This window comes from Citrobacter sp. R4 (assembly GCF_026719175.1).
GTDB lineage: Bacteria > Pseudomonadota > Gammaproteobacteria > Enterobacterales > Enterobacteriaceae > Citrobacter_A > Citrobacter_A sedlakii.
Genome location: NZ_JAPPSU010000004.1, coordinates 68,088 through 95,058, shown reverse-complemented (window position 1 = coordinate 95,058; position 26,971 = coordinate 68,088). Strand labels below are relative to the sequence as shown.

The 26,971-nt window shown below is 55.0% G+C and carries 18 protein-coding genes; 11 read left to right on the top strand and 7 right to left on the bottom strand.

The window, feature by feature from the left end; all coding sequences use genetic code 11:
* The first annotated feature begins 176 nt into the window (after nt 1-176).
* The 6 genes from asd (at nt 177) to glgP (ending at nt 10,975) form a co-directional block, all read left to right on the top strand.
* Nucleotides 177-1,280 (top strand): aspartate-semialdehyde dehydrogenase, encoded by a 1,104-nt coding sequence (gene asd / locus OOJ60_RS11105; protein WP_042286462.1) that lies wholly within the window; start codon nt 177-179, stop codon nt 1,278-1,280.
* A 326-nt stretch (nt 1,281-1,606) separates the two neighbouring features.
* On the top strand, nt 1,607-3,793 hold the full coding sequence (glgB, locus tag OOJ60_RS11100) for a 1,4-alpha-glucan branching enzyme (RefSeq protein WP_042286460.1): 2,187 nt from the start codon (nt 1,607-1,609) through the stop codon (nt 3,791-3,793).
* On the top strand, nt 3,790-5,766 hold the full coding sequence (glgX, locus tag OOJ60_RS11095) for a glycogen debranching protein GlgX (RefSeq protein WP_205612560.1): 1,977 nt from the start codon (nt 3,790-3,792) through the stop codon (nt 5,764-5,766). The genes glgB and glgX overlap by 4 nt, the downstream gene beginning before the upstream one ends.
* A 13-nt stretch (nt 5,767-5,779) precedes the next feature.
* Nucleotides 5,780-7,075 carry a glucose-1-phosphate adenylyltransferase gene (glgC, locus tag OOJ60_RS11090; RefSeq protein ID WP_042286454.1) on the top strand — a complete coding sequence of 432 codons (1,296 nt, stop codon included), beginning with the start codon at nt 5,780-5,782 and terminating at the stop codon, nt 7,073-7,075.
* Nucleotides 7,075-8,508, top strand: coding sequence for a glycogen synthase GlgA (gene glgA, locus OOJ60_RS11085; protein WP_042286452.1), 1,434 nt, complete (start codon nt 7,075-7,077; stop codon nt 8,506-8,508). The genes glgC and glgA overlap by 1 nt, the downstream gene beginning before the upstream one ends.
* A 19-nt stretch (nt 8,509-8,527) precedes the next feature.
* The gene (gene glgP / locus OOJ60_RS11080) at nt 8,528-10,975 is read left to right on the top strand and encodes a glycogen phosphorylase (protein ID WP_042286448.1); all 2,448 of its coding nucleotides are present in this window, start codon (nt 8,528-8,530) and stop codon (nt 10,973-10,975) included.
* Between the two features lie 89 nt (nt 10,976-11,064).
* On the opposite strand, the gene glpD is transcribed toward glgP, so the two are convergent.
* Nucleotides 11,065-12,573, bottom strand: a complete 1,509-nt coding sequence (gene glpD, locus OOJ60_RS11075) for a glycerol-3-phosphate dehydrogenase (RefSeq protein WP_042286444.1) — start codon at nt 12,571-12,573, stop codon at nt 11,065-11,067.
* A 207-nt stretch (nt 12,574-12,780) separates the two neighbouring features.
* Here glpD and glpE point away from each other — a divergent pair, with 207 nt between their 5' ends.
* The 3 genes from glpE to OOJ60_RS11060 all read left to right on the top strand — a co-directional run bounded on the left by glpE (nt 12,781) and on the right by OOJ60_RS11060 (nt 14,786).
* Entirely contained in the window at nt 12,781-13,107 is a 327-nt protein-coding gene (gene glpE / locus OOJ60_RS11070; RefSeq protein WP_042286441.1) for a thiosulfate sulfurtransferase GlpE, read from the top strand.
* Nucleotides 13,108-13,181: 74 nt separating this feature from the next.
* Nucleotides 13,182-14,012, top strand: a complete 831-nt coding sequence (glpG, locus tag OOJ60_RS11065) for a rhomboid family intramembrane serine protease GlpG (RefSeq protein ID WP_042286439.1) — start codon at nt 13,182-13,184, stop codon at nt 14,010-14,012.
* 15 nt (nt 14,013-14,027) lie between these two features.
* On the top strand, nt 14,028-14,786 hold the full coding sequence (locus OOJ60_RS11060) for a DeoR/GlpR family transcriptional regulator (protein ID WP_042286437.1): 759 nt from the start codon (nt 14,028-14,030) through the stop codon (nt 14,784-14,786).
* A 51-nt stretch (nt 14,787-14,837) separates the two neighbouring features.
* Here the strand turns inward: OOJ60_RS11060 and malT are convergent, their stop codons facing one another.
* The 4 genes from malT to OOJ60_RS11040 all read right to left on the bottom strand — a co-directional run bounded on the left by malT (nt 14,838) and on the right by OOJ60_RS11040 (nt 19,723).
* Nucleotides 14,838-17,543 carry an HTH-type transcriptional regulator MalT gene (malT, locus tag OOJ60_RS11055; protein WP_060571170.1) on the bottom strand — a complete coding sequence of 902 codons (2,706 nt, stop codon included), beginning with the start codon at nt 17,541-17,543 and terminating at the stop codon, nt 14,838-14,840.
* 373 nt (nt 17,544-17,916) lie between these two features.
* Nucleotides 17,917-18,348, bottom strand: coding sequence for a DUF1240 domain-containing protein (locus OOJ60_RS11050; protein ID WP_205612559.1), 432 nt, complete (start codon nt 18,346-18,348; stop codon nt 17,917-17,919).
* A gap of 9 nt (nt 18,349-18,357) precedes the next feature.
* Nucleotides 18,358-19,215, bottom strand: coding sequence for a hypothetical protein (locus tag OOJ60_RS11045; RefSeq protein WP_205612558.1), 858 nt, complete (start codon nt 19,213-19,215; stop codon nt 18,358-18,360).
* Between the two features lie 28 nt (nt 19,216-19,243).
* Nucleotides 19,244-19,723, bottom strand: coding sequence for an Hcp family type VI secretion system effector (locus OOJ60_RS11040; RefSeq protein ID WP_042286423.1), 480 nt, complete (start codon nt 19,721-19,723; stop codon nt 19,244-19,246).
* Nucleotides 19,724-20,109: 386 nt separating this feature from the next.
* Here OOJ60_RS11040 and malP point away from each other — a divergent pair, with 386 nt between their 5' ends.
* Both malP and malQ read left to right on the top strand, forming a co-directional pair.
* Nucleotides 20,110-22,503, top strand: coding sequence for a maltodextrin phosphorylase (malP, locus tag OOJ60_RS11035; protein ID WP_205612557.1), 2,394 nt, complete (start codon nt 20,110-20,112; stop codon nt 22,501-22,503).
* A gap of 9 nt (nt 22,504-22,512) precedes the next feature.
* The gene (malQ, locus tag OOJ60_RS11030) at nt 22,513-24,600 is read left to right on the top strand and encodes a 4-alpha-glucanotransferase (RefSeq protein WP_205612556.1); all 2,088 of its coding nucleotides are present in this window, start codon (nt 22,513-22,515) and stop codon (nt 24,598-24,600) included.
* A gap of 87 nt (nt 24,601-24,687) precedes the next feature.
* Here malQ and gntT read toward each other — a convergent pair whose 3' ends face one another.
* Both gntT and nfuA read right to left on the bottom strand, forming a co-directional pair.
* Nucleotides 24,688-26,004, bottom strand: a complete 1,317-nt coding sequence (gene gntT, locus OOJ60_RS11025) for a gluconate transporter (protein WP_042286414.1) — start codon at nt 26,002-26,004, stop codon at nt 24,688-24,690.
* A 347-nt stretch (nt 26,005-26,351) separates the two neighbouring features.
* Complete coding sequence (gene nfuA / locus OOJ60_RS11020; protein WP_012908340.1) at nt 26,352-26,927, bottom strand: Fe-S biogenesis protein NfuA; 576 nt, start codon at nt 26,925-26,927, stop codon at nt 26,352-26,354.
* Nucleotides 26,928-26,971: the final 44 nt, after the last annotated feature.

Below are 26,971 nucleotides of genomic sequence, written 5' to 3'. Positions count from 1 at the left end.
GATAATTGCCGCGGACTTTCTGCTTGCTAACGCAGCGGGATAAGTCGCATTACTGATGGCATCGCTATCATTGATTAATTTCACTTGCGACTTTGGCTGCTTTTTGTATGGTGAAGGATAAGCCAGTAGGACACTGGTTAGCATACACAGCACACATCTCTGCAGGAAAAAACGCTATGAAAAATGTTGGTTTTATCGGCTGGCGCGGTATGGTCGGCTCTGTTCTCATGCAACGCATGGTTGAAGAGCGCGACTTCGACGCCATTCGCCCTGTTTTCTTTTCGACTTCTCAGCTGGGGCTGGCTGCGCCGACGTTTGGCGGCACCACCGGCACACTTCAGGACGCATTCGATCTCGAGGCGCTGAAGGCGCTCGACATTATTGTGACCTGCCAGGGCGGCGATTATACCAACGAAATTTATCCAAAGCTGCGTGAAAGCGGGTGGCAGGGCTACTGGATTGACGCCGCCTCCTCGCTGCGTATGAAAGATGACGCCATCATCATTCTCGACCCGGTTAACCAGGATGTCATCAACGACGGCCTGAATAAAGGCATCAAAACGTTTGTCGGCGGTAACTGTACCGTCAGCCTGATGCTGATGTCGCTGGGCGGCCTGTTTGCTAACGACCTGGTGGACTGGGTGTCTGTTGCCACTTACCAGGCGGCTTCCGGCGGCGGCGCGCGGCATATGCGTGAGTTGCTCAACCAGATGGGCCAACTGCATAACCACGTGGCGGATGAACTGGCGACCCCTTCTTCAGCGATTCTCGATATCGAACGTAAAGTCACCCATCTTACCCGCAGCGGCGATCTGCCGGTGGATAACTTTGGCGTACCGCTGGCAGGCAGCCTGATCCCGTGGATCGACAAACAGCTCGATAACGGCCAGAGCCGCGAAGAGTGGAAGGGCCAGGCGGAGACCAACAAAATTCTCAATACCGCTTCCGTGATCCCGGTGGATGGCCTTTGTGTGCGCGTGGGCGCGCTGCGCTGCCATAGCCAGGCTTTCACCATTAAATTGAAAAAAGATGTGTCTATTCCGACCGTGGAAGCACTGCTGGCGGCGCACAATCCGTGGGCCAAAGTCGTGCCAAACGATCGGGATATTACCCTGCGCGAACTGACCCCGGCGGCCGTTACCGGTACGCTGACCACGCCAGTGGGCCGTCTGCGTAAGCTGAATATGGGACCGGAGTTCCTGTCAGCCTTTACCGTGGGCGACCAACTGCTGTGGGGCGCGGCGGAACCGCTGCGTCGGATGCTGCGCCAACTGGCGTAACCGTGAATTGCCCGATCGCGCTTTGCGTATCGGGTCTGCGGGTGATCCGCAAAAATTTGTCAAAGTGTTATCCAGGGTGCTGAGTCACCCTTTTTTATGCGTTATACAGGAGTAATCGCAGATGTTTCATTTTTTCACAGGAGTTAATTAAAGCGTTGGCTATTCTTTAAAGGTGCCCTGATACCTCCGCGGTATTACGGTTTTGCCTGAAGCCAGGACGGCGCAGAGAGGATGCACAATTGTGCTGCGCTGTTAAAGTTAAAAAAGCGTCTCCGCCCGATGCCATAAGCAGCGGGAAAGGGAGGCTGTAAAACAGGATGACAACCATGTCCGTTCGTATCGATAGAGACGTGATTAACGCGCTAATTGCAGGCCATTTTGCGGATCCTTTTTCCGTACTCGGAATGCACCAGACCCCCGCCGGACTTGAAGTCCGCGCTCTGTTACCTGACGCCACCGAAGTGTGGGTCATTGAACCGAAAACCGGACGTAAAGTCGGCAAACTCGAATGCCTTGACTCGCGCGGTTTCTTCAGCGGCGTATTACCGCGTCGTAAAAATCCTTTTCGCTATCAGCTTGCGGTTGTCTGGCACGGCCAGCAGAACCTGATTGACGATCCCTACCGTTTTGGTCCATTGATTCAGGAGATGGATGCCTGGCTGCTGTCGGAAGGCACCCATCTTCGTCCGTATGAAACCCTCGGCGCCCATGCGGATACGATGGATGGCGTGACCGGAACCCGCTTCTCGGTGTGGGCGCCGAACGCCCGACGCGTCTCGGTTGTGGGGCAATTTAACTACTGGGATGGACGTCGTCATCCGATGCGCCTGCGCAAAGAGAGCGGCATTTGGGAGCTGTTTATTCCCGGCGCGCAGAACGGTCAGCTGTATAAATACGAAATGATCGACGCCAACGGCAATCTGCGCGTGAAAGCCGATCCTTACGCGTTTGAAGCGCAGATGCGCCCGGATACCGCCTCGCTGATTTGCGGGCTGCCGGAAAAGGTTGAGCAAACCGAAGAGCGCAAAAAAGCCAATCAATTCGATGCGCCTATCTCCATTTATGAAGTGCACCTTGGGTCGTGGCGTCGTCATACCGACAACAATTTCTGGCTGAGCTACCGTGAGCTGGCGGACCAGCTTGTCCCGTACGTGAAGTGGATGGGCTTTACCCATATTGAGCTGTTGCCCGTTAACGAGCATCCGTTCGACGGCAGTTGGGGCTATCAGCCCACCGGTTTGTATGCGCCGACCCGTCGCTTCGGTACCCGCGATGATTTCCGCTATTTCATCAACGCCGCGCATAACGCCGGGCTGAACGTTATTCTCGACTGGGTGCCGGGTCATTTCCCCTCCGACGACTTTGGCCTGGCGGAATTTGACGGCACGAAGCTGTACGAACACAGCGACCCGCGGGAAGGCTATCACCAGGACTGGAACACGCTGATCTACAACTACGGACGCCGTGAAGTCAGCAACTATCTGGTCGGCAACGCCCTGTACTGGATTGAACGCTTCGGCATTGACGCCCTGCGCGTGGATGCGGTGGCGTCGATGATCTACCGCGACTATAGCCGGAAAGAGGGAGAGTGGATCCCGAACGAGTTCGGCGGACGGGAGAACCTGGAAGCGATCGAATTTTTGCGCAATACCAACCGGATCCTTGGCGAACAAGTGCCGGGCGCGGTGAGCATGGCGGAAGAATCCACCGACTTCGCCGGGGTGTCCCGTCCGCAGGACATGGGCGGGTTGGGATTCTGGTACAAATGGAATCTTGGCTGGATGCACGACACCCTCGACTACATGAAGCTGGACCCGGTCTATCGTCAGTATCACCACGATAAACTGACGTTTGGCATGCTCTACAACTACACCGAAAACTTTGTGTTGCCGCTGTCGCATGACGAAGTGGTTCACGGCAAGAAATCGATTCTCGACCGTATGCCGGGCGATGCATGGCAGAAGTTCGCCAACCTGCGCGCCTACTATGGCTGGATGTGGGCCTTCCCTGGCAAAAAACTGCTGTTTATGGGTAACGAATTCGCCCAGGGCCGCGAATGGAACCACGACGCCAGTCTCGACTGGCATCTGCTGGAAGGGGGCGACAACTGGCATCATGGCGTCCAGCGGCTGGTTCGCGACCTCAACCACACTTACCGACACCATAAAGCGCTGCACGAACTCGATTTTGACAGCTATGGTTTTGAATGGCTGGTGGTGGATGACAACGCGCGCTCGGTGCTGATTTTTGTGCGCCGCGATAAGGTCGGCAACGAAATTATTGTTGCCAGTAACTTCACCCCGGTGCCGCGCCACGATTATCGCTTTGGCGTAAATCAGCCGGGCAAATGGCGTGAAATCCTCAACACCGACTCGATGCATTACCACGGCAGCAACGCGGGTAACGGCGGTGTCGTGCAAACCGACAACATCGGCAGCCACGGACGTCCGCAGTCGTTGAGCCTCACCCTGCCGCCGCTGGCGACCATCTGGCTGGTTCGGGAGGGGGAATGAGCCAACTGGAGACGGGCAATGCGACGCCTCACGGCGCGACGTATGACGGGCATGGCGTGAACTTCACGCTGTTCTCCGCCCATGCCGAGCGCGTCGAGCTGTGCGTGTTTGACCCGCAGGGTAACGAACAGCGCTACGATCTGCCTGCGCGTACTGGCGATATCTGGCACGGCTATTTGCCCGACGCGCGCCCCGGTCTGCGCTATGGTTATCGCGTGCATGGCCCATGGGCGCCTGCTCAGGGGCACCGCTTTAATCCGGCAAAGTTGCTGATTGACCCCTGCGCGCGGCGCGTTGAGGGAGATTTTAAAGACAACCCGCTTTTTCATGCGGGTTATGACGCACCGGATCATCGCGATAACGCCACCATCGCAGCGAAGTGTGTGGTAACAGCCGATAACTATGACTGGGAAGGCGATACGCCACCCCGCACGCCGTGGGGCAAGAGCGTGATCTACGAAGCCCATGTCAAAGGCTTAACGTATCTGCATCCACAGATCCCGGCGGCGATCCGCGGCACTTATCGGGCGCTCGGCCATCCGGTGATGATCGCGCATTTTAAGCGTCTCGGGATCACCGCGCTGGAACTGCTGCCGGTGGCGCATTTCGCCAGCGAGCCGCGCCTGCAACGGTTGGGGCTTTCGAATTACTGGGGGTACAACCCGGTAGCGCTGTTTGCGCTGCATCCGGCCTATGCCTGTTCGCCCGAAACGGCGCTCGACGAGTTTCGCGATGCGGTCAAAGCGCTGCACAACGCCGGTATTGAAGTCATTCTCGACATCGTGCTGAACCACAGCGCCGAGCTGGATCTGGACGGACCTCTCTTCTCCCTGCGCGGAATCGACAACCGTAGCTATTATTGGATAAGGGACGATGGTGATTACCACAACTGGACCGGCTGCGGCAACACGTTGAATCTCAGTCAGCCCAGCGTGGTGGCATATGCTTGCGAATGCCTGCGCTATTGGGTGGAGACCTGCCATGTAGACGGTTTCCGTTTTGATCTGGCGTCGGTCATGGGCCGCACGCCGGCGTTTCGTCAGGATGCGCCATTGTTTACGGCCATCAAAAATTGTCCAGTGCTTTCCCGCGTGAAGCTGATAGCAGAACCGTGGGACATTGGCGAAGGCGGGTATCAGGTGGGCAACTTCCCGCCGCCGTTTGCGGAGTGGAACGACCATTTTCGCGACGCCACGCGCCGCTTTTGGCTACGGCAAAACCTGACGCTCGGCGAATTCGCCGGACGCGTTGCCGCCTCCAGCGACGTGTTTAAACGTGACGGACGTCTGCCCAGCGCGTCGGTCAATCTGGTGACGGCCCATGACGGTTTCACGCTCAGGGACTGCGTTTGTTTCAACCAGAAACACAATGAGGCGAACGGAGAGGAAAATCGGGACGGAACCGACAACAACCAAAGTAATAATCATGGTAAAGAAGGGTTAGGCGGGACGCTGGATGTGGTTGAGCGTCGGCGCGACAGCATTCACGCGCTGTTGACGACGCTGCTGCTGTCACAGGGAACGCCGATGCTGCTGGCGGGCGATGAACAGGGTCACAGCCAGCACGGCAACAATAACGCCTATTGCCAGGACAATGCGCTGACCTGGCTGGACTGGTCGCAGGCAAGCGACGGTTTGATCGACTTTACCGCCGCGTTGATACATCTGCGCCAGCAAATCCCCGCGCTGGTGGACGACCGCTGGTGGGAAGAGGGCGATGGCAATGTGCGCTGGCTTAACCGCTTCGCGCAGCCTTTAAGCGCAAACGAGTGGCAGAACGGTGCCAGACAGATGCAAATCCTGCTGTCGGGCCGTTTTCTCATCACGATCAATGCCACCACTGAAGTGGCTGAAATTGTATTACCTGACGGGGAGTGGCGCGCTGTTCCCCCATTTGCCGGTGAGGATAATCCGGTGATTACGGCTGTCTGGCCGGGACCTGCGCACGGATTGTGTGTGTTCCAGAGAGGATAAAAAGGAGTTAGTCATGGTGAGTTTAGAGAAGAACGACCGTTTAATGTTGGCGCGCCAGTTGCCGTTGAAATCCGTTGCCCTGATTCTGGCGGGCGGGCGGGGCACCCGTCTGAAAGATTTAACGAACAAGCGCGCAAAGCCGGCCGTTCATTTTGGCGGTAAGTTCCGCATTATCGATTTTGCTTTATCCAACTGTATTAACTCCGGGATCCGCCGTATCGGCGTGATCACGCAATATCAGTCTCACACTCTGGTTCAGCATATTCAGCGCGGTTGGTCGTTCTTTAGCGAAGAGATGAACGAGTTTGTCGACCTGTTGCCCGCGCAGCAAAGAATGCAGGGTGAAAACTGGTATCGCGGCACTGCCGATGCCGTGACGCAGAACCTTGATATTATTCGTCGCTACAAAGCGGAATACGTGGTGATCCTCGCCGGAGACCATATCTACAAGCAGGACTACTCGCGTATGCTCATCGACCATGTCGAGAAGGGCGCGCGCTGTACCGTGGCCTGTATGCCGGTACCTATTGAAGAAGCCAGCGCCTTTGGCGTGATGGCGGTGGACGAAAACGACAAGATTATCGATTTCGTTGAAAAACCGGCGAATCCGCCCGCCATGCCAGGGGATGCCACGAAGTCCCTTGCCAGCATGGGGATCTATATTTTCGACGCTGATTACCTTTATGAGCTGCTGGAACAGGACGACGCTAACGACGCCTCCAGCCATGACTTCGGTAAGGACATTATCCCGTCCATCACGAAAGCTGGCATGGCCTATGCCCATCCTTTCCCGTTGTCCTGTGTGCAGTCGGACCCGGAATCGGAACCTTACTGGCGCGATGTCGGAACGCTTGAAGCGTACTGGAAAGCCAATCTTGACTTAGCCTCGGTGACGCCAGAACTGGATATGTACGATCAGAACTGGCCGATTCGCACTCATATGGAGTCCCTGCCGCCGGCGAAGTTCGTTCAGGACCGCTCCGGCAGCCACGGCATGACCCTGAACTCGCTGGTGTCCGGCGGCTGTATTATCTCGGGTTCGGTGGTGGTGCAGTCTGTCCTGTTCCCGCGGGTACGGGTGAACTCATTCTGTAATATTGATTCGGCGGTGTTACTGCCGGAAGTCTGGGTAGGGCGCTCGTGTCGCCTGCGTCGGTGCATTATCGATCGCGCGTGCGTTATCCCGGAAGGGATGGTTATTGGCGAAAACGCGGAAGAAGATGCCCGTCGCTTCTACCGATCCGAAGAAGGCATTGTTTTAGTTACGCGCGAAATGCTGCGCAAACTGCACGTCAAACAGGAGCGATAATGCAGGTTTTACATGTATGTTCGGAGATGTTCCCCCTGCTCAAAACAGGTGGTCTGGCAGATGTGTTAGGTGCGTTACCTGCGGCGCAAATTGCGGACGGCGTGGATGCCCGCGTACTGTTACCCGCGTTCCCGGATATTCGGCGCGGCATTACGGATGCGCAGGTGGTATCGCGTCGTGATACCTTCGCAGGCAAGATCAGCCTGCTGTTCGGCCATTACAACGGGGTGGGGATTTACCTGATCGATGCGCCGCATCTTTATGATCGTCCGGGGAGCCCGTATCACGATACGAACCTGTACGCCTATACCGATAACGTGCTGCGTTTCGCGCTGCTCGGGTGGGTGGGCTGTGAGATGGCCTGCGGACTTGACCCGTTCTGGCGCCCGGATGTGGTGCATGCGCACGACTGGCACGCGGGCCTGACGCCCGCCTATCTGGCGGCGCGCGGGCGCCCGGCGAAGTCGGTCTTTACCGTACACAATCTGGCGTATCAGGGCATGTTTTATGCACAGCATATGAATGACATCGAACTGCCATGGTCGTTCTTTAATATGCATGGTCTGGAGTTTAACGGACAGATCTCCTTCCTGAAGGCCGGTCTGTACTACGCCGACCATATTACGGCGGTCAGCCCAACCTATGCGCGGGAAATCACTGAACCGCAGTTCGCCTACGGTATGGAGGGGCTGTTGCAGCAGCGCCACCGTGAAGGCCGACTGTCCGGAGTGCTGAACGGGGTGGATGAAAAAATCTGGAACCCGGAGACGGATCTGTTGCTGGCCTCGCGCTACACCCGGGATTCACTGGAAGAAAAGGCCGAGAACAAACGTCAGTTACAGATTGCGATGGGGCTGAAGGTCAACGACAAAGTACCGCTGTTTGCCGTCGTGAGCCGCCTGACCAGTCAGAAAGGGCTGGACCTGGTGCTGGAAGCGCTGCCGGGTTTACTGGAACAGGGCGGTCAACTGGCGCTGCTTGGCGCGGGTGACCCCGTATTGCAGGAAGGGTTTCTTGCCGCGGCGGCGGAACATCCCGGTCAGGTGGGCGTGCAGATCGGCTACCATGAGGCTTTTTCGCACCGCATCATGGGCGGCGCGGACGTTATCCTTGTACCGAGCCGTTTTGAGCCGTGCGGCTTAACGCAGCTTTATGGTTTGAAATACGGCACGCTGCCGCTGGTGCGGCGTACCGGCGGTCTGGCGGACACGGTGTCCGACAGTTCGCTGGAAAATCTGGCGGACGGCATCGCCAGCGGCTTTGTGTTTGAGGACAGCAACGCCTGGTCTCTGCTACGGGCGATCCGGCGTGCGTTTGTGTTGTGGTCACGACCTTCGCTCTGGCGGTTTGTGCAACGGCAAGCGATGGCGATGGATTTTAGCTGGCAAGTCGCGGCGAAGTCATACCGCGAGCTTTACTATCGCTTGAAATAGTTATTCAGGAATCACCATTATGAATGCTCCATTTACCTATGCATCGCCGACCCTGAGCGTAGAAGCGCTTAAGCACTCTATCGCTTATAAGCTGATGTTCACGATTGGTAAAGATCCGGTCATTGCCAATAAGCATGAATGGTTGAACGCCACGCTGTTTGCGGTGCGCGATCGTCTTGTGGAGCGCTGGCTGCGTTCTAACCGGGCCCAGCTGTCGCAGGAAACTCGCCAGGTTTACTATCTGTCGATGGAGTTTCTGATTGGCCGCACACTGTCCAACGCGCTGTTATCGCTGGGCATTTATGACGATGTGAAAGGCGCGCTGGAGGCGATGGGGCTCGATCTCGAAGAACTGATCGACGAAGAAAACGACCCGGGGCTGGGTAACGGCGGTCTTGGGCGTCTGGCGGCCTGTTTCCTTGATTCGCTGGCGACGTTAGGGCTGCCGGGACGCGGCTACGGTATTCGTTATGACTACGGCATGTTCAAGCAGAACATCGTCGACGGACGGCAGAAAGAGTCCCCCGACTACTGGCTGGAATACGGCAACCCGTGGGAATTTAAACGTCACAACACACGCTATAAGGTGCGTTTCGGCGGGCGTATCCAGCAGGAAGGCAAGAAAACGCGCTGGATTGAAACCGAGGAGATCCTGGCGGTCGCTTACGACCAGATCATCCCCGGCTATGACACCGACGCCACCAACACCCTGCGTCTGTGGAACGCCCAGGCCAGCAGCGAAATTAACCTGGGTAAATTCAACCAGGGCGACTACTTCGCGGCGGTGGAAGATAAAAATCACTCTGAAAACGTCTCGCGCGTGCTGTATCCGGATGACTCTACCTATTCCGGGCGTGAACTGCGTTTGCGGCAGGAATATTTCCTTGTTTCCGCCACGGTGCAGGATATTCTCAGCCGTCATTACCAACTGCATAAAACCTACAAAAACCTGGCGGATAAAATCGCCATCCACCTCAACGACACCCATCCGGTGCTGTCGATCCCGGAGCTGATGCGCCTGTTGATCGACGAGCATAAGTTTAGCTGGGACGACGCGTTTGAAGTCTGCTGTCAGGTCTTCTCTTACACCAACCACACGCTGATGAGTGAAGCGCTGGAAACCTGGCCGGTGGATATGCTTGGTAAAATCCTGCCGCGCCATTTGCAGATTATCTTTGAAATAAACGACTATTTCCTGAAAACCCTGCAGGAGCAGTATCCGAACGATACCGGTCTGCTGGGACGCGCCTCGATTATTGATGAGTCCAACGGTCGCCGCGTGCGTATGGCGTGGCTGGCTGTGGTCGTCAGCCATAAGGTGAACGGCGTGTCTGAACTGCACTCCAACCTGATGGTGCAGTCGCTGTTCGCCGATTTCGCCACTATCTTTCCGACCCGTTTCTGTAATGTGACCAACGGCGTGACGCCGCGTCGCTGGCTGGCGCTGGCGAATCCGTCACTTTCTGAGGTGCTGGATGAAAACATTGGCCGCACCTGGCGTACCGATCTCAGCCAGCTTAGCGAACTGGAGCAGCACTGCGATTTTCCGCTGGTGAATCACGCGGTGCGTCATGCGAAGCTGGAAAATAAAAAGCGGCTGGCGGTGTATATCGCTCAGCAACTGAACGTGGTGGTGAACCCGAAATCGCTGTTTGATGTGCAGATCAAACGTATTCACGAGTACAAGCGGCAACTGATGAACGTGCTGCATGTGATCACCCGTTACAACCGGATCAAGGCCGATCCGGATGCGCAGTGGGTGCCGCGGGTGAATATTTTTGCCGGTAAAGCCGCGTCGGCGTACTACATGGCGAAGCATATTATTCATCTTATCAACGACGTGGCGAAGGTGATCAACAACGACCCGCAGATTGGCGACAAACTGAAGGTTGTGTTTATCCCGAACTACAGCGTCAGCCTCGCGCAGTTGATTATTCCGGCGGCGGATCTCTCTGAGCAGATTTCCCTGGCAGGGACGGAGGCATCAGGCACCAGTAACATGAAGTTCGCCCTCAACGGCGCACTGACCATCGGTACGCTGGACGGCGCGAACGTCGAGATGCAGGAGCACGTCGGTGAAGAGAATATCTTTATTTTTGGTAATACCGCGGAAGAGGTGGAGGAACTGCGCAGGCAGGGCTACAAACCGCGCGAGTACTACGAGAAAGATGAAGAACTGCATCAGGTGCTGACGCAGATTGGCAGCGGGATGTTCAGTCCGGATGAGCCAGGACGCTATCGTGATCTGGTGGATTCGCTGATTAACTTTGGCGACCACTATCAGGTACTGGCTGACTATCGCAGCTACGTGGATTGTCAGGACAAGGTCGATGAGCTGTATGGTCGACCAGAAGAGTGGACCGCAAAAGCGATGCTCAATATCGCGAATATGGGGTATTTCTCTTCTGACCGAACCATCAAAGAGTATGCCGATACCATCTGGCATATCGATCCGGTTCGGCTGTAACAGGCATAGCGCCGGGGGCTTCGCTTACCCGGCCTACAACACGCGTTGTAGGCCGGGTAGGGCGCAGCCGTCATCCGCCAATGCTGGTTTTACGATGCCAGCGACAGCGCCTGTTTTTCCGTATACGCCGCCAGCCACTGGGTTATGCGTGACTGTTGCTCAGCGTTGAGCCACATTCCCTCTTTGGTGCGGCGCCAAAGTGCATCGTCCGCGCGGCGCACCCATTCATGATCCACCAGATACTTCAGCTCCGCCTCGTAGAATTCATGACCGAAATCTTCGCCGAGATCCGCCAGCGACGTCGCTTCGCCGAGGATCAGCCTGGTGTTGCTGCCGTAGGTGCGGGAATAATGGCGCGCCAGTGATTCGCTCAGGAACGGATAGCGGCGGCGCAATTTAGCGGCATAATCTTCACGGTCGCCGCCAATCTCACCGCCCGGCAGCACGCAGTCTTTGGTCCACGCCGGACCGATACCCTGATAGTACGACGACAGTTTTTCCATTGCGTGTTCGGCGAGTTTACGGTAGGTGGTCAGCTTACCGCCGAACACCGACAGCAGCGGCGCTTTACCATTTTCATCATGAATATCAAGCGTGTAGTCGCGGGTGATGGCCTGCGGAGAATCGGATTCATCATCGCACAGCGGACGTACGCCGGAATAGGTCCAGACGATATCGTCGCGGCCCAGCTGTTTTTTAAAGTGGGCGTTATACACCTTCAGCAGGTAATTGATTTCGCTTTCATCGATTTTCACCGCTTTCGGATCGCCTTTGTACTCAACGTCGGTGGTGCCGATGATCGAGAACTCATCCATCCACGGGATCACAAACACGATGCGTTTGTCTTCGTTTTGCAGAATGTAGGCCTGTTTCTGGGTATGAACGCGCGGCACCACGATGTGGCTGCCTTTGATCAAGCGAATACCGTACGGTGAAGGCAGATGCATGCCCTCGTCGAAAAACTCTTTTACCCACGGACCGGTAGCGTTGACCAGACCACGCGCCTGCCAGGTGTATTTTTTGCCGGAATCAATGTCTTCTGCTTCGACAATCCACAGACCGTTTTCGCGGCGCGCTGAGGTAGCCCGGGTGCGGGTTAACACCTCACCGCCTTTTTGCACCACCATCTGCGCATTCGCCAGCACCAGTCGGGCATCGTCCACCCAGCAGTCAGAATATTCGAAACCGCGCACGATTTCCGGTTTAAGAACGGATTCTGCGCCAAAACGCAAACCGGTCGAACCCGGCAGGCTGGTGCGTTTGCCGAGGTGATCGTACATAAACAGACCGATGCGGATCATCCATGCCGGACGTAAATGGGGGCGATGCGGCAGACGAAAACGCATCGGAAAGGCAATATGCGGCGCCATTTTCAGCAGCACTTCTCGCTCGGCCAGCGCTTCGCTAACCAGGCGGAATTCGTAGTGTTCCAGGTAGCGCAGGCCACCATGAATGAGTTTTGAACTGGCGGAAGAGGTGGCGCACGCGAGATCCTGCGCTTCCAGCATCAGCACGGATAAACCGCGTCCAGCGGCATCTGCCGCGATACCGGCACCGTTAATGCCTCCCCCTATCACAATCAGATCTTTGGTTTCCATGCTGCCCTCTTGCACTTTCGTTATAGCTCATAAATGTTCGTTATCGAACATAATAGCAAAGAAACGCGCTATTGGTAACATCGAATAAACAATTTACAGTGATACATATAACATTATGGCGTTTCACTGCCGCCGGGACGTACACTACACGGTAACATGCCTGAAAAACGTCACCTGCAATAACCTGTACGATAAAGAAGAGAATGTATGGATCAGTTTGAATGTATCAACGTAGAAGAAGCGCACCAGAAGCTGCATCAGGGCGCGGCGGTGCTGGTGGATATCCGCGATCCGCAAAGTTTCGCAATGGGACATACTCCGCAGGCGTTTCATCTGACGAACGACACGCTGGGCGCGTTTATGCGCGAGCATGATTTTGACACGGCGGTCATGGTGATGTGCTATCACGGCAACAGCAGCAAAGGCGCGGCGCAATATTTGTTACAGCAAGGGTATGATGCGGTCTACAGCGTAGACGGCGGCTTTGACGCCTGGCACCGCAACTTTCCCGCCGAAGTGGCGTATGGCGGTTAAGCCAACAAAATGCAGCCTGAAGGAAGAAGGGCCTATATACTGTCCTCTTTTGTGTGGAATAAGCGACAGCAACAATGTTGATGATTACTTCTTTTGCTAACCCCCGCGTGGCCCAGGCTTTTGTCGACTATATGGCGACGCAGGGCGTTATCCTGACCATTCAACAACATCAGCAAAGCGATGTCTGGCTGGCGGATGACTCCCAGGCTGAACGGGTACAGGCAGAGCTGGCGCGTTTTCTGGAGAATCCTGCCGATCCGCGCTATCTTGCGGCCAGCTGGCAGTCGGGGCATACCGGCAGCGGCCTGCACTACCGTCGCTTCCCGTTTCTCGCCACCCTGCGCGAGCGCGCCGGACCGGTCACCTGGTTTATCATGGCGCTCTGCGTTGTGGTATTTATCGTGCAAAATATCGTGGGCGATCAGACGGTAATGGTATGGCTGGCCTGGCCGTTCGATCCGTCACTGAAGTTTGATGTCTGGCGCTACTTCACGCATGCCTTTATGCATTTCTCACTGATGCATATCCTCTTTAACCTGCTGTGGTGGTGGTATCTTGGCGGCGCGGTAGAGAAGCGACTTGGCAGCGGGAAGCTGATAGTCATTACCGTGATCAGCGCGCTACTGAGCGGCTACGTACAGCAGAAATTCAGCGGTCCGTGGTTCGGTGGCCTGTCCGGTGTGGTCTACGCGCTGATGGGCTACGTCTGGCTGCGCGGCGAACGCGATCCGCAAAGCGGTATCTTTTTGCAACGCGGACTGATTATTTTCGCGTTAATCTGGATTGTTGCCGGTTGGCTGGATTTCTTCGGCATGTCGATGGCGAATGGCGCACACATTGCCGGGCTGGCGGTCGGACTGGCGATGGCGCTGGCTGACACGCTGAATGCGCGAAAACGAACATGATTCCAGGGAATAACAATGAAACAAACACAACGACATGACGCGATCATTGAGCTGGTAAAAAAACAGGGATACGTCAGTACCGAAGAGCTGGTGGAGCATTTCTCCGTGAGCCCGCAAACCATTCGCCGCGATCTCAACGATCTGGCCGATCAAAACATGATTCTGCGTCATCACGGCGGCGCCGCGCTGCCGTCCAGTTCGGTGAATACCCCGTGGCACGATCGAAAGGCCACTCAGACGGCGGAAAAAGAGCGCATTGCGCGCAAAGTGGCCACGCAAATCCCCAACGGTTCCACTCTGTTTATTGACATCGGCACCACGCCGGAAGCCGTGGCCCACGCGCTACTCGGTCACAGCAATTTGCGTATTGTGACTAACAACCTGAACGTGGCGAACACGCTGATGGCGAAAGACGATTTCCGCATTATCCTCGCGGGCGGCGAATTGCGCAGCCGCGACGGTGGAATTATTGGTGAAGCGACGCTCGACTTTATTTCGCAGTTCCGTCTTGATTTCGGCATTCTGGGGATCAGCGGCATCGACAGCGACGGTTCGCTGCTGGAGTTCGACTATCACGAAGTGCGTACTAAGCGTGCGATCATTGAAAATTCCCGCCATGTGATGCTGGTGGTGGATCATTCGAAGTTTGGCCGTAACGCGATGGTGAATATGGGCAGCATTAGTATGGTGGATGCCGTTTATACCGACACCCTGCCGCCCGCAGGCATTATGCAGGTGATTTCGGACAACCATATTCAACTGGAACTGTGTTAGTCACACCGCCGGGTGGCCACGCAATGCGCCCTGGCCGCCCTGACGGGATAATTACACCCCATAACCCATCATTTTTAGCAACTGCTGCGCATGCTGTACCGCGTCCTGACGGTGCGCCACGCCAAGTTTCTGATACAGGTTGCGGATATGGGTTTTGATGGTGGTCGCGGCGACGGCCAGCTCGCCGGCGATCTGCTCGTTGCTGTACCCGGAGTAAATCAGCCCCAGCACCTGCCATTCACGTTGGGTCAGTGGGCTGGTGCGGATCAGCTCCGGCACTTCCGGATGGTTCAGCAGACGCTCGACAAAGCCTTCGTCGAAGTGGGCAAACTTGTGACGGTGATGCTGGTTAATTTCGCGCAAGATCCGCTGGGCGCGATGCTGGTCCAGCTCCGGCAAGGTATTCAGTTGAATCAACTGGCGTAACTGCTGCGCCATCGCTTCGCCTTCAATCACAAAATGGCTGATAAAACCGGTGCGGTTGGCAAGCTGTAAGGCGTCGAGCAGCACGCGCTGGGCGTCGTTTTTCCGCCCTGCCTGCCAGTAAAGTTGGTTCAGGAGCAGCAGGTTACGGTTGAGATCGCTCATCAGCCGTAGGCTGCGCGCATTCTCATTCAGTTCTTCAAGCACGATTTCCGCGGGTTCGAATTCCCCCAGCAGGATCTGCGCGCGGGCAATGTTGCGCCACTGGCCCTGCAGGAAGTGGTTATTGGCAAACTCCGGTTTCGGTGTGTGGCGCAACCAGTTAGCGGCGGACTTTTTATCGCCGGTCATCTGCCAGTAGATTACCCGTACTTTGTCGGCGTTGGAGATCCAGTCGCTATGATAGTGACCGTTGCCGAGCAGGTTTTCCAGACGGTTAAGATGGCTGCGGGCATTATCCAGATCGCCGCGCGCCAGCGAGCACTGGATCAGCAGGGCCAGACACTGAAGCTGCTGCTGGGGCTGGAAGGTGGAAAGCACTTCAATGCCGCTACGGGCAGAGGCTTCCGCTTCGTCCAGACGCGCCCATGCCCACAGTAACTGTGCGCGGATGCGTACCAGGAACTCGTGCATCGGCAACTGTTCCAGATGCTGATCTTTGATCAACTGGAACGCTTTTTCCTGTGTTTCCCAGGCGGCCTGCAAAAAGCCCTGGGCAAACAAGATTTCGCTTTGCTGGATCAGACTCCACAGCGCGTAGTGCCAGACGTCATGTTGACGCGCCATCTGCTCGGTCTGCTGCATCAGCGCCAACGAGCGGGAGAGGTCGCCTTTACAGTGCAGCACTTCGCCGTGCACCGAGGTGGCGACAATGCGGCTATAGAACCAGGCAATGGGCAGTTCGTCCAGCGCCAGTTTCGCCAGGCGCTCCGCTTCGTCAGGGTTGCCGTCGTTGATCGCCACCTGCGCCCGCAGCGCGTTAAATTCGGCATGCAGGGTGCTGTCCATCACGCCTTTGATCTCTTGTTCGGCGCGCGCCAGCAGAGTATTCACTTCGCTGTAGCGGTGCTGGCTCTGCATCAGCCAGGCCTGGAGCAGCACCAGGCGCGGGTTTTCCAGCAAACTTTCCCACGGCAGCGCTTTGAGTGACTCTTCCAGCAGCGCCAGTTCGCTGTGGTTGAACAGACCCCAGGCGTGATTCAACAAGATATCGCGCAGCATATGCGCGTCACCTGCCGCCAGCGCGTGGTGGATAGCTTCGCTCGGGAAGCCCTGCGCCATCCAGCTTTCGGCGGCGGCGCGGTGAATCTCCGGCAGTTCTGTCGCCAGTTCCCACTGGCAGCGCTGGCGCAGGAAGCTACCAAACAGTGGGTGGTAGCTGAACCATTCGCCGGTGTCATCCATTCGTTGCAGGAATAAACCCTGACGCTCGATCTCCTCCAGGCGCATTTGACCGTTTTCTTCACCGGTCACCCGGACGATCAGCGCATCGTTCATTGATCGCAGAATGGCGCTTTTCAGCAGGAAATGACGGGTGCTGACGTCGACGCTGTCGAGCACTTCATCAACCAGATAATCTGAGAGATGGCTGGCGTTGATGCCTGCCAGTCGGCGTGCGGACTGGTGGGCTGAGTTGTTATTTTGCCGTGCAGAGAGGGCGATCAGCTGCAGGGCTGTCGCCCAACCGGCAACGTCGTCGCACATCCGGCTACTTTCAGCCGCTTCAATGGGGGAGGATAAACGGCGATCGAAAAACTGCTTCGCTTCCTGATGATTAAAGGCCAACTGCTGGCTGCCGATCTCCAGAAGCTGATCGCGTACGCGCAGATTGGCAATGCCTAACTGCGGTAAATTACGCGACAGCACCACCAGGGTAAGATTTTCCGGCTGATGGCGCAGGAAGAAGCGCATGGATTCGTGAATCACCGGATTGGTGATCAGGTGGTAGTCGTCGATAACCAGGTACAGCGGGCGATGCCATTCGGCCAGTTCAATAAACAGCTGCGCAAACAGCGAGGTCAGACTGACGTACTGGCGTTTTTGCACCATCACTTCACTGGTGGCGCAGTGTCCGTTGGTGGCCTGTTGAATTGCCGCAATCAGATAGCTGGCAAACCGTTCCTGCTGGTTGTCACCTTCATCCAGCGAATACCAGCCGAGATCGGTTTTGCCTGCGGCCCATTGTGAAACCAGCGTGGTTTTCCCATATCCCGCAGGACTTGTGATCAGGGCGAGCCTGTAATTGTTCGCGCCGGAAAGTTTAGCCAACAGGCGCTCGCGAACCACCGTATGGTCGAGACGAACCGGACGACTTAGTTTAGACGGAATCAACATAGTTAACACTTCACTGTGGAAAATGGGGGAACTGCGATTTTTTTTGCGCTTCGTAATTAATGGTTATAAGGTCGGCCAGATTAGAAACTTTTGCAAGTTATGTCCGGTAATGGACTGCCTTAATTTGCACTGCATCACAAATTTTTCTGAAGCCTAATCCGCGTCGGGTCTGGTTTGCCCGGCATGACGTTGGGTTTTTTACTCTTGCTGAAGAATAATTACAGTTTGCAAGGGCTTGCATTCATGAAAGTGACCGCGTTAATTGTAACTTACGGTGATAAATTATTATTAAAAATGCCCTGCGGCGAAGCAGCAGAAAACGGTTTGAAATAGCAGCAGTATTTTTCTGGCAACAGACGTTGTTTAAGGATCATCACCAGAAACTACGATTATCGACGAGCGTTTTGCAGAGCGCGATATCGGTTACATGATAATCGCGAAGCGTGTCCTGAGGGCAGGAATGGTAAGACAACGCCATGAATAAAAAAGGGATAATGCAATCAGCAATGAGACCAAGGATAAAAGAAAAGGTAATGGTAAGAAGCACCCATTTTTCATAAGGGTCTGGAAGTGCCTGGTACTTTACGTCTTTGCTAAATAAAACCCTAACCATAGCAACAACAACATACATGACTAAAGGTATCGCGCCAATAAGTACGCATGTTTTATTATAAGAGATCCTATCCCCCATGCTGATTAAAGATAAAAAGTCAGCCATTACCCTGCCAAATAACAAAAAATGCAGGTTTTCGAGGAAAAAAAGAATAAGCGCAATAGCGCAAAGACGCAAATGACTCTTCTTCATTATCCCTCCTCAGAATGAGTAAAAGTTGGGGTGGGAGGATCCGCAATCATAATGTTTATGATTAAACGTATAGTCATGCAATTTATTTTTTAATTCACTTGATAGCCCTGCTTTTTCATCAATAACATTTAATCTGTTGTTAAAGATTAAACCCATAACAACAATGATAGTCGTGGTGACTATTACCGGTGAACTCATCAAAGCCAAAACGCCTGCGACTAACCCAATCAAAACTCCCGACACCACAGCTTTTGCCATATCCATTGTGATATCGACCAGAAAATCAGTCAGGTTATAGTCAGACTTAAAAATGAGTTCGATAGCTCGCCAGGCCAGCGAAAAATAGATGCAATATCTGACTCCGTTGCGGATGTTGTGGTAAAGCCCCTGTTTACCGATGGCCATTTCCAGTATTTGCGGGTGATTAGCGCCGTAGCGAGTACCGGTAAGTATGCGCCGTAAGCCGGGGTATCCGGTAATTTTTATATAGGTTTTACCGCCCACTTTGTATTCAATGGCTTTGATTTTCAAAACATCAAAGTTAAACATCAACTCCTTAGCAGGGTTGTACCAGGTGGTGAGCTTTGTCAGACTGCGAAAGGCATCCAGCCCATCCTTTATATTGCCAGGCCCTGCCCGATATGAAAAAAAACGATCGACGCCACCCATCAAATCGTCGATAACTTGCTGCGCTTCTTCCAGGGTCAGCAGGAGAATGTGATGATGTTGGGTAATAAATGAACCATCCATAAAAGCCATATCACGCAGCGCAGGATTCATTGAATGCCAGCGGAAGTCTGATGAATCGCGTAGTGGATCTTCCCTGTAATGATCGGTGTTGTATAACGAAGAGGGTCGGTGACGCATACTATTCCCTTATATAAGCTGTCCAGATTCAGAAAAGACGGTCGTTCCAGAAACTGAAAGCGCTGGTGCTCGCTATACAGTGTTCCCAACTGATGGATTCATACGTAAAACAAACGCGTTCCTGTGCTTCGTTACCATTTTCAATAATATTATGTGGTACTATCATTTTGATGCTAGAAATATGCGCTTTGAATAACTTTATTTTATAATAAATCTCTTGATGCCCTTCCGGATTAACCCGATAGAGATGGATCTCACACTCAAGCGTTTCGTTATCATTTATAGCTTTGTTGAGTAACGGCGACGAACGGTCAACGGGCTTGATGATTTGCAATTCATGATGGCAAACATTTTGCTGGCGGGATGTTTCATGCTCAAGTGCGTAAATCATTATCTGATCAATATGACTGGCTTGAGATTTATTACCAATCGAATTCCGTGAGCCGCACCGGGCCGAGATATCACCCTGTAACTCTCCCTTTAGCGTAAGCCAGGATAAATGAGCCATATTATTTCCTTATAACATATTTGCGTAAATAATATATTGAAATAAAGCTATTTAAGTGTGCGCGTGTTATATCGGTAATTCAACTATTTTTATTATGGCATTCCAGTAATAATAAAAGACGTCGTAACACATTCTCATATATACCGGACAGGCGATTCATCCCCATTCACGGAGGTTGGTCTGGCCAGACCAAATTTGGGTTAAAATAAGCAAGTGACGGTAAGCTGAACCGCAGGGAAAGATGCGCGAAAGTGGCCTCGATCACATTTTTGCGCTCATCCCCACTACTCCTCCCTGTCTAATCCCGGGTGGGATGAGGAAGGTCAACAATGAGCCAGGCAAACTAGCGATAACGTTGTTTTATTACCAAAGGACCCGGAATTCCTATGTCACAGCCTACCTTCAATCAAGAGCAATTTCAGGCTGCCCTGACGCGTCAGTGGCAGCGTTTCGGTTTACTGTCAGCTCACGAGATGACGTCCCGCCAGTGGTGGCAGGCGGTCAGCGGCGCGCTGGCGGAATTACTCAGCGCCCAACCTGTGGCGAAGCCGGTGAAAAACCAGCGCCATGTGAACTACATTTCAATGGAGTTTCTGATTGGACGCCTGACCGGTAATAACCTGTTGAATTTGGGCTGGTATGAAGGGGTGAGCGAGACGCTGAAAGCACACGGCGTTCACCTCACTGACCTGCTGGAAGAAGAGATTGACCCGGCGCTGGGCAACGGGGGGCTGGGCCGTCTGGCGGCCTGCTTCCTTGATTCCATGGCGACCGTCGGACAGTCTGCGACCGGCTATGGCCTCAACTACCAGTACGGGCTGTTCCGCCAGTCGTTTGCCGACGGTAAGCAAATGGAAGCGCCGGACGACTGGCATCGCGGTAGCTACCCGTGGTTCCGCCATAATGAAGCGCTTGACGTGCAGGTGGGGATCGGCGGGAAAGTAACGAAGGACGGGCGCTGGGAGCCTGGCTTTACGATCACCGGGCAGGCGTGGGATCTGCCGGTACTGGGTTACCGTAACGGCGTAGCGCAACCGCTGCGTCTGTGGCAAGCCACCCATGCGCATCCGTTTAACCTGACCAAATTTAACGACGGCGATTTCCTGCGTGCCGAGCAACAGGGCATCGATGCTGACAAACTGACCAAAGTGCTCTACCCGAACGACAACCATACCGCTGGCAAAAAGCTGCGCCTGATGCAGCAATATTTCCAGTGCGCCTGCTCGGTGGCCGACATTCTGCGTCGCCATCATCTGGCGGGGCGTAAGCTGCACGAGCTGGCGGATTACGAAGTCATTCAACTGAACGACACCCATCCGACCATTGCGATCCCGGAACTGCTGCGTGTGCTGATTGACGAACATCAGATGAACTGGGATGACGCCTGGGCGATCACCAGCCGCACCTTCGCCTACACCAACCACACCCTGATGCCGGAAGCGCTGGAGTGTTGGGATGAGAAGCTGGTAAAAGCGCTGCTGCCGCGTCATATGCAGATTATTAAAGAGATTAACACCCGCTTTAAAACGCTGGTCGATAAAACCTGGCCTGGCGACAAGCAGGTCTGGGCGAAGCTGGCGGTGGTGCATGACAAACAGGTGCGCATGGCGAACCTGTGCGTGGTCAGCGGCTTTGCGGTTAACGGCGTGGCGGCACTGCACTCCGATCTGGTGGTGAAAGATCTGTTCCCCGAATACCACCAGCTGTGGCCAAACAAATTCCACAATGTCACCAACGGCATTACCCCGCGCCGCTGGATCAAACAGTGCAACCCGCAGTTGGCGGCGCTGTTGGATAAGACGCTGAAAAAAGAGTGGGCCAACGATCTCGATCAGTTGATCAACCTTGAGAAGTACGCTGACGACGCGAAATTCCGTCAGACCTGGCGCGACATCAAACAGGCTAACAAAGTACGTCTGGCCGAGTTTGTAAAAGCGCGTACCGGTATTGCGATTAACCCGCAGGCGATTTTTGACATTCAGATTAAGCGCCTGCATGAGTACAAACGCCAGCATCTGAACCTGCTGCATATTGTGGCGCTGTATAAAGAGATCCGCGAAAACCCCCAGGCTGACCGTGTGCCGCGCGTGTTCCTGTTTGGCGCGAAGGCGGCGCCGGGCTACTACCTGGCGAAAAATATCATCTTCGCTATTAATAAAGTGGCGGACACCATCAACAACGATCCGAAGGTCGGCGATAAGCTGAAAGTGGTGTTCCTGCCGGACTACTGCGTGTCGGCGGCGGAAATGCTGATCCCAGCGGCGGATATCTCGGAGCAAATCTCCACGGCGGGTAAAGAAGCCTCCGGAACCGGCAATATGAAGCTGGCGCTGAACGGCGCGCTGACGGTCGGTACGCTGGACGGGGCGAATGTCGAAATCGCCGAGAAAGTTGGTGATGAAAACATCTTTATTTTCGGCCATACCGTGGAAGAAGTGAAAGCCCTGAAGGCGAAAGGCTACGACCCGGTGAAGTGGCGTAAGAAAGATAAGCTGCTGGATGCGGTGCTGAAAGAGCTGGAAAGCGGTAAGTACAGCGACGGCGACAAGCACGCTTTCGACCCGATGCTGCACAGCATCGGCAAGCAGGGCGGCGACCCGTATCTGGTGATGGCCGATTTCGCCGCTTACGTAGAGGCGCAGAAGCAGGTGGATGTGCTGTACCGTGACCCGGAGGGTTGGACTCGCGCGGCGATCCTGAACTCTGCGCGCTGCGGCATGTTCAGCTCGGATCGTTCTATCCGTGATTATCAGACCCGTATCTGGCAGGCCAAACGCTAAGGGAGCGCGATGGAGAGCAAACGTCTTGATAATGCCGCGCTGGCGGCGGGGATCAGCCCCCATTACATCAATGCCCACGGCAAACCGCAGTCAATTGGCGCCGAAACCAAGCGGCGTTTGCTGGACGCAATGCACCGTATCCCCGACGCCGCGAAGGCGGCGGCGACGCCTGTGCCGGGCGTCAGGGTGTTTACCGCGGGCAAAAAAATGTCGTTCACCGTCGAAGGCAAAGGCGAGTTTAGCTGGCTGTTGACGACCGAACAGGGCGAGCCGTTTAAAGGCCATGCGACAGGCGGCAAAGCGTTCAACCTGCCGGCGAAGCTGCCGCCCGGTTATCACTCGCTGACGCTGACGCAAGGGGAGCAGCGCAGCCATTGCCGGATCATTGTCGCGCCGAAGCGCTGCTATGAACCGCAGGCATTACTGGACGGTAAAAAATTGTGGGGCGCGTGCGTGCAGCTTTATACGCTGCGCTCAGACAACAACTGGGGAATTGGCGATTTCGGCGATCTGAAAGCCATGCTGGTTGACGTCGCCAAACGCGGCGGGGCGTTTATTGGATTAAATCCGATTCACGCGCTTTATCCTGCCAACCCTGAAAGCGCCAGCCCTTATAGCCCATCGTCACGCCGTTGGCTGAACGTGATTTATATTGACGTGAATGCGGTCGACGATTTCCGTCTGAGTGAAGAGGCGCAGGCATGGTGGCAAATGCCAACCACGCAGCAAGCGTTGAAGCAGGCGCGGGAGGCCGAATGGGTCGATTATTCGACCGTCACCGCGCTTAAATTGGCGGCTCTGCGCATGGCGTGGAAACGCTTTGCCGTGCGTGATGATGAGCAGATGGCGGCGTTCCGCCATTTTGTGGCGCAGGAAGGTGAAAGCCTCTACTGGCAGGCGGTGTTTGATGCGTTGCATGCCGCACAGGTGAAAGAAGACGAACTGCGCTGGGGGTGGCCGGTCTGGCCGCAGGCGTATCAGTCGGTGGACTCACCGGCGGTCAAAGCCTTTTGTGACGCACACCGCGACGAAGTGGATTTTTATCTCTGGCTACAGTGGCTGGCGTACACCCAGTTTGCGGCGTGCTGGGAAACCAGCCAGGGCTATAGCATGCCGGTCGGCCTGTACCGTGATCTGGCGGTAGGCGTGGCGGAAGGCGGGGCGGAAACCTGGTGCGATCGCGAGCTGTATTGCCTGAAAGCGTCGGTTGGCGCGCCGCCGGATATTCTCGGTCCGCTTGGGCAAAACTGGGGGCTGCCGCCAATGGATCCGCATATTATGGCGGCGCGTGCTTACGAACCATTTATTGAGCTGCTGCGCGCCAATATGCAGAACTGTGGCGCGCTGCGTATCGACCACGTGATGTCGATGCTGCGTCTGTGGTGGATCCCGTATGGTGAAACCGCCGACCACGGCGCGTATGTTCATTATCCGGTCGACGATCTGCTGTCGATTCTGGCGCTTGAAAGCCACCGGCATCAGTGCATGGTGATTGGGGAAGATTTGGGTACGGTGCCGGTGGAGATTGTTGGCAAGCTGCGTGACAGCGGCGTGTACTCGTACAAAGTCCTCTACTTCGAGAACGATCATGAGAAGACCTACCGTGCGCCGAAAGCGTATCCGGAACAATCAATGGCTGTCGCGACGACGCATGACCTCCCTACGCTGCGAGGCTACTGGGAGAGCGGAGACCTGACGCTTGGAAAAACGCTGGGGCTGTATCCTGACGACGTCGTGCTGCGCGGCCTGTATCAGGATCGCGAGCTGGCGAAGCAGGGGCTGCTGGACGCTCTGCACAAGTATGGCTGTCTGCCTAAACGCGCCGGGCATAAGGCTTCGCTGATGGCGATGACGCCAACGCTGAATCGCGGTATGCAGCGATATATCGCCGACAGTCACAGCGCCCTGTTGGGTTTACAGCCGGAAGACTGGCTGGATATGGCGGAACCGGTGAACATTCCGGGCACCAGCTATCAGTACAAAAACTGGCGTCGTAAGCTGTCCGCCACGCTTGAAGCGATGTTTGCGGATGAAAAGGTGAATAAACTGATTAAGGATCTGGACAAGCGGCGACGCGCGGCCACGAAGAAGAGGTAAAACAAAACCCGTCGAAAGACGGGTTTTTACTGTCCTGATGATGTGCCGGATACGACGTTTCGTGTCGCCATCCGGCACAGAAAGCGATCAGACCACCATCCCCAGCAGCAGACAGCCAATCAGGCCGCAGACTGAGATAATGGTTTCCAGCATCGACCAGGACTTGATGGTCTCGCCGATTGTCAGGTTGAAGTATTCTTTAAACAGCCAGAAGCCCGGATCGTTCACGTGAGAGAAAATCACGCTACCGGAGCCAACTGCAATCACCATTAGCTCAGGACTCACGCCGGTTGTGGCAATCAGCGGCGCGACAATCCCGCCAGCGGTAATTGCTGCAACGGTTGCAGAACCCAGCGCGATACGCAGAACGGCTGCGATAGACCACGCCATCAGGAGCGGGGAAATGTTGGTTTCATGCATCATTGACGCGATGTATTTGTCCACGCCGCTGTCAACCAGCACCTGTTTGAACGCACCGCCGCCGCCGATGATCAACAGCATCATGGCGATAATTTTGATCGAAGAAGTCAGGGTATCGTTAATCTGATCCATCGAACGACCACGGTTCAGGCCGAAGGTGAACAGGGCGATCAGCACCGCAATCAGTGTCGCCATTACCGGGTCGCCAAAGAACTCCGCCACCGGCAGGAAGGCGTGGCCTTTCGGCAAGACCATTTCGGCAACGGCGCGCATTGCCATCAGCACAACCGGGACCAGCGAAGTCCAGACGCTGACGCCAAAGCTCGGCATCTCTTCTTCGCTAAAGGTTTTCGCGCTGTACAGACCCTCCGGGATCGGCTTATCGATGCCTTTCAGGCAGCGAGCAAATACCGGACCTGCCAGAATGACGGTCGGGATCGCCAGGATGGTACCGAACAGCAGCGTTTTACCCATATCGGCCTGGAAAATGGTGGCGATAGCGGTCGGGCCCGGGTGCGGCGGCAGAAAGCCGTGGGTGACGGACAGCGCAGCCGCCATGGGTACGCCGACGTACAGCAGCGGAATGTTGGCCGCAGCCGCAATCGTAAAGACCAGCGGCAGCATCAGCACAAAGCCCACTTCGTAGAACAGGGCGAAGCCAACGGTAAAGCCGGTTAATACCACGGCCCACTGGATGTGCTGTTTACCAAATTTGGCAATCAGGGTGGTGGCGATACGCTGTGCGCCGCCGCAGTCCGCCAGCATTTTGCCCAGCATGGCGCCAAAGCCCATGATCAGGGCGAGGCTTCCCAGGGTACCGCCGACGCCCGCTTTGATCGAGCCGATAACTTTATCCAGCGGCATTCCTTGCATCAATCCAACAGCAAGCGCCACCAGGACGAGAGCGATGAAGCCGTTCATTTTGAAGCGGATCATCAGGAGTAATAGCAAGATTACACCGATAGCAACGATGACTAATGGCATGATTTACCTGGCCTTTCATTTTGTTATGGGTAACGTCAGTGTTTAGACGACAATTTCCGGTTGTCCCAACTGGGAACAGAGACGTAACGGCACCGTGACTGATTTCCTTCGAACTATTTAGTTTAGTCGGATGTTATGTGTGTGTTGGGTGCCCATGCGAATGATACGGGTAACATGTTGTGATTGAAAATCACCCCGGTAGGCAAAATTTAAATTATGCGAGGCAGGTCAAATTATTGGGGTAGCAGAAGGGCATTTTATGACGGATGAAGAGCCGTATGTGCAAGGCAGATACGCGTGAGCAGGCCCGGTAAGCGGTAGCCCACCGGGCAAAAGGGAGGCCGGACTTAGTAGTATGAGTGTTCGCCGCGCTGGTGTTCAGTCAGGTCGCGAACGCCTTTCAGTTCCGGGAATTCGTTCAGCAGTTGCTTTTCGATCCCTTCTTTCAGGGTGACGTCAACCATGGAGCACCCGTTACAGCCGCCACCAAACTGCAGGATGGCGTAGCCTTCGTCGGTGATCTCCATCAGTGAAACGCGACCGCCGTGACCGGCAAGCTGCGGGTTAATCTGCGATTGCAGCATATATTCAACGCGTTCCATCAGCGGCGCATCGTCAGCCACTTTACGCATTTTGGCGTTCGGCGCTTTCAGGGTTAACTGAGAACCTAACTGGTCGGTGACGAAATCGATTTCCGCATCTTCCAGAAACGGTGCGCTCAGTTCATCAACATACGCAGTCAGCAGATCAAATTTCAGGGCGGTGTCGGTTGCTTCCACGGCGTCCGGCGGACAATAAGAAACGCCACATTCAGCGTTAGGCGTACCGGGATTGATCACAAATACGCGGATTTGTGTCCCTTCTTCCTGATTTGCCAGCAGTTTGGCAAAGTGCGCTTGTGCAGCATCGGAAATACGGATCATAGTAATGGCCTAATAGTTGACTATTTTAGTTGGTTATAATACGC

Excerpts from the sequence above, each read along its gene's own strand:
- asd (WP_042286462.1), top strand. The coding sequence starts at position 177 with ATGAAAAATGTTGGTTTTATCGGCTGGCGCGGTATGGTCGGCTCTGTT.
- glgB (WP_042286460.1), top strand. The coding sequence starts at position 1,607 with ATGTCCGTTCGTATCGATAGAGACGTGATTAACGCGCTAATTGCAGGC.
- glgX (WP_205612560.1), top strand. The coding sequence starts at position 3,790 with ATGAGCCAACTGGAGACGGGCAATGCGACGCCTCACGGCGCGACGTAT.
- glgC (WP_042286454.1), top strand. The coding sequence starts at position 5,780 with ATGGTGAGTTTAGAGAAGAACGACCGTTTAATGTTGGCGCGCCAGTTG.
- glgA (WP_042286452.1), top strand. The coding sequence starts at position 7,075 with ATGCAGGTTTTACATGTATGTTCGGAGATGTTCCCCCTGCTCAAAACA.
- glgP (WP_042286448.1), top strand. The coding sequence starts at position 8,528 with ATGAATGCTCCATTTACCTATGCATCGCCGACCCTGAGCGTAGAAGCG.
- glpD (WP_042286444.1), bottom strand. The coding sequence starts at position 12,573 with ATGGAAACCAAAGATCTGATTGTGATAGGGGGAGGCATTAACGGTGCC.
- glpE (WP_042286441.1), top strand. The coding sequence starts at position 12,781 with ATGGATCAGTTTGAATGTATCAACGTAGAAGAAGCGCACCAGAAGCTG.
- glpG (WP_042286439.1), top strand. The coding sequence starts at position 13,182 with ATGTTGATGATTACTTCTTTTGCTAACCCCCGCGTGGCCCAGGCTTTT.
- OOJ60_RS11060 (WP_042286437.1), top strand. The coding sequence starts at position 14,028 with ATGAAACAAACACAACGACATGACGCGATCATTGAGCTGGTAAAAAAA.
- malT (WP_060571170.1), bottom strand. The coding sequence starts at position 17,543 with ATGTTGATTCCGTCTAAACTAAGTCGTCCGGTTCGTCTCGACCATACG.
- OOJ60_RS11050 (WP_205612559.1), bottom strand. The coding sequence starts at position 18,348 with ATGAAGAAGAGTCATTTGCGTCTTTGCGCTATTGCGCTTATTCTTTTT.
- OOJ60_RS11045 (WP_205612558.1), bottom strand. The coding sequence starts at position 19,215 with ATGCGTCACCGACCCTCTTCGTTATACAACACCGATCATTACAGGGAA.
- OOJ60_RS11040 (WP_042286423.1), bottom strand. The coding sequence starts at position 19,723 with ATGGCTCATTTATCCTGGCTTACGCTAAAGGGAGAGTTACAGGGTGAT.
- malP (WP_205612557.1), top strand. The coding sequence starts at position 20,110 with ATGTCACAGCCTACCTTCAATCAAGAGCAATTTCAGGCTGCCCTGACG.
- malQ (WP_205612556.1), top strand. The coding sequence starts at position 22,513 with ATGGAGAGCAAACGTCTTGATAATGCCGCGCTGGCGGCGGGGATCAGC.
- gntT (WP_042286414.1), bottom strand. The coding sequence starts at position 26,004 with ATGCCATTAGTCATCGTTGCTATCGGTGTAATCTTGCTATTACTCCTG.
- nfuA (WP_012908340.1), bottom strand. The coding sequence starts at position 26,927 with ATGATCCGTATTTCCGATGCTGCACAAGCGCACTTTGCCAAACTGCTG.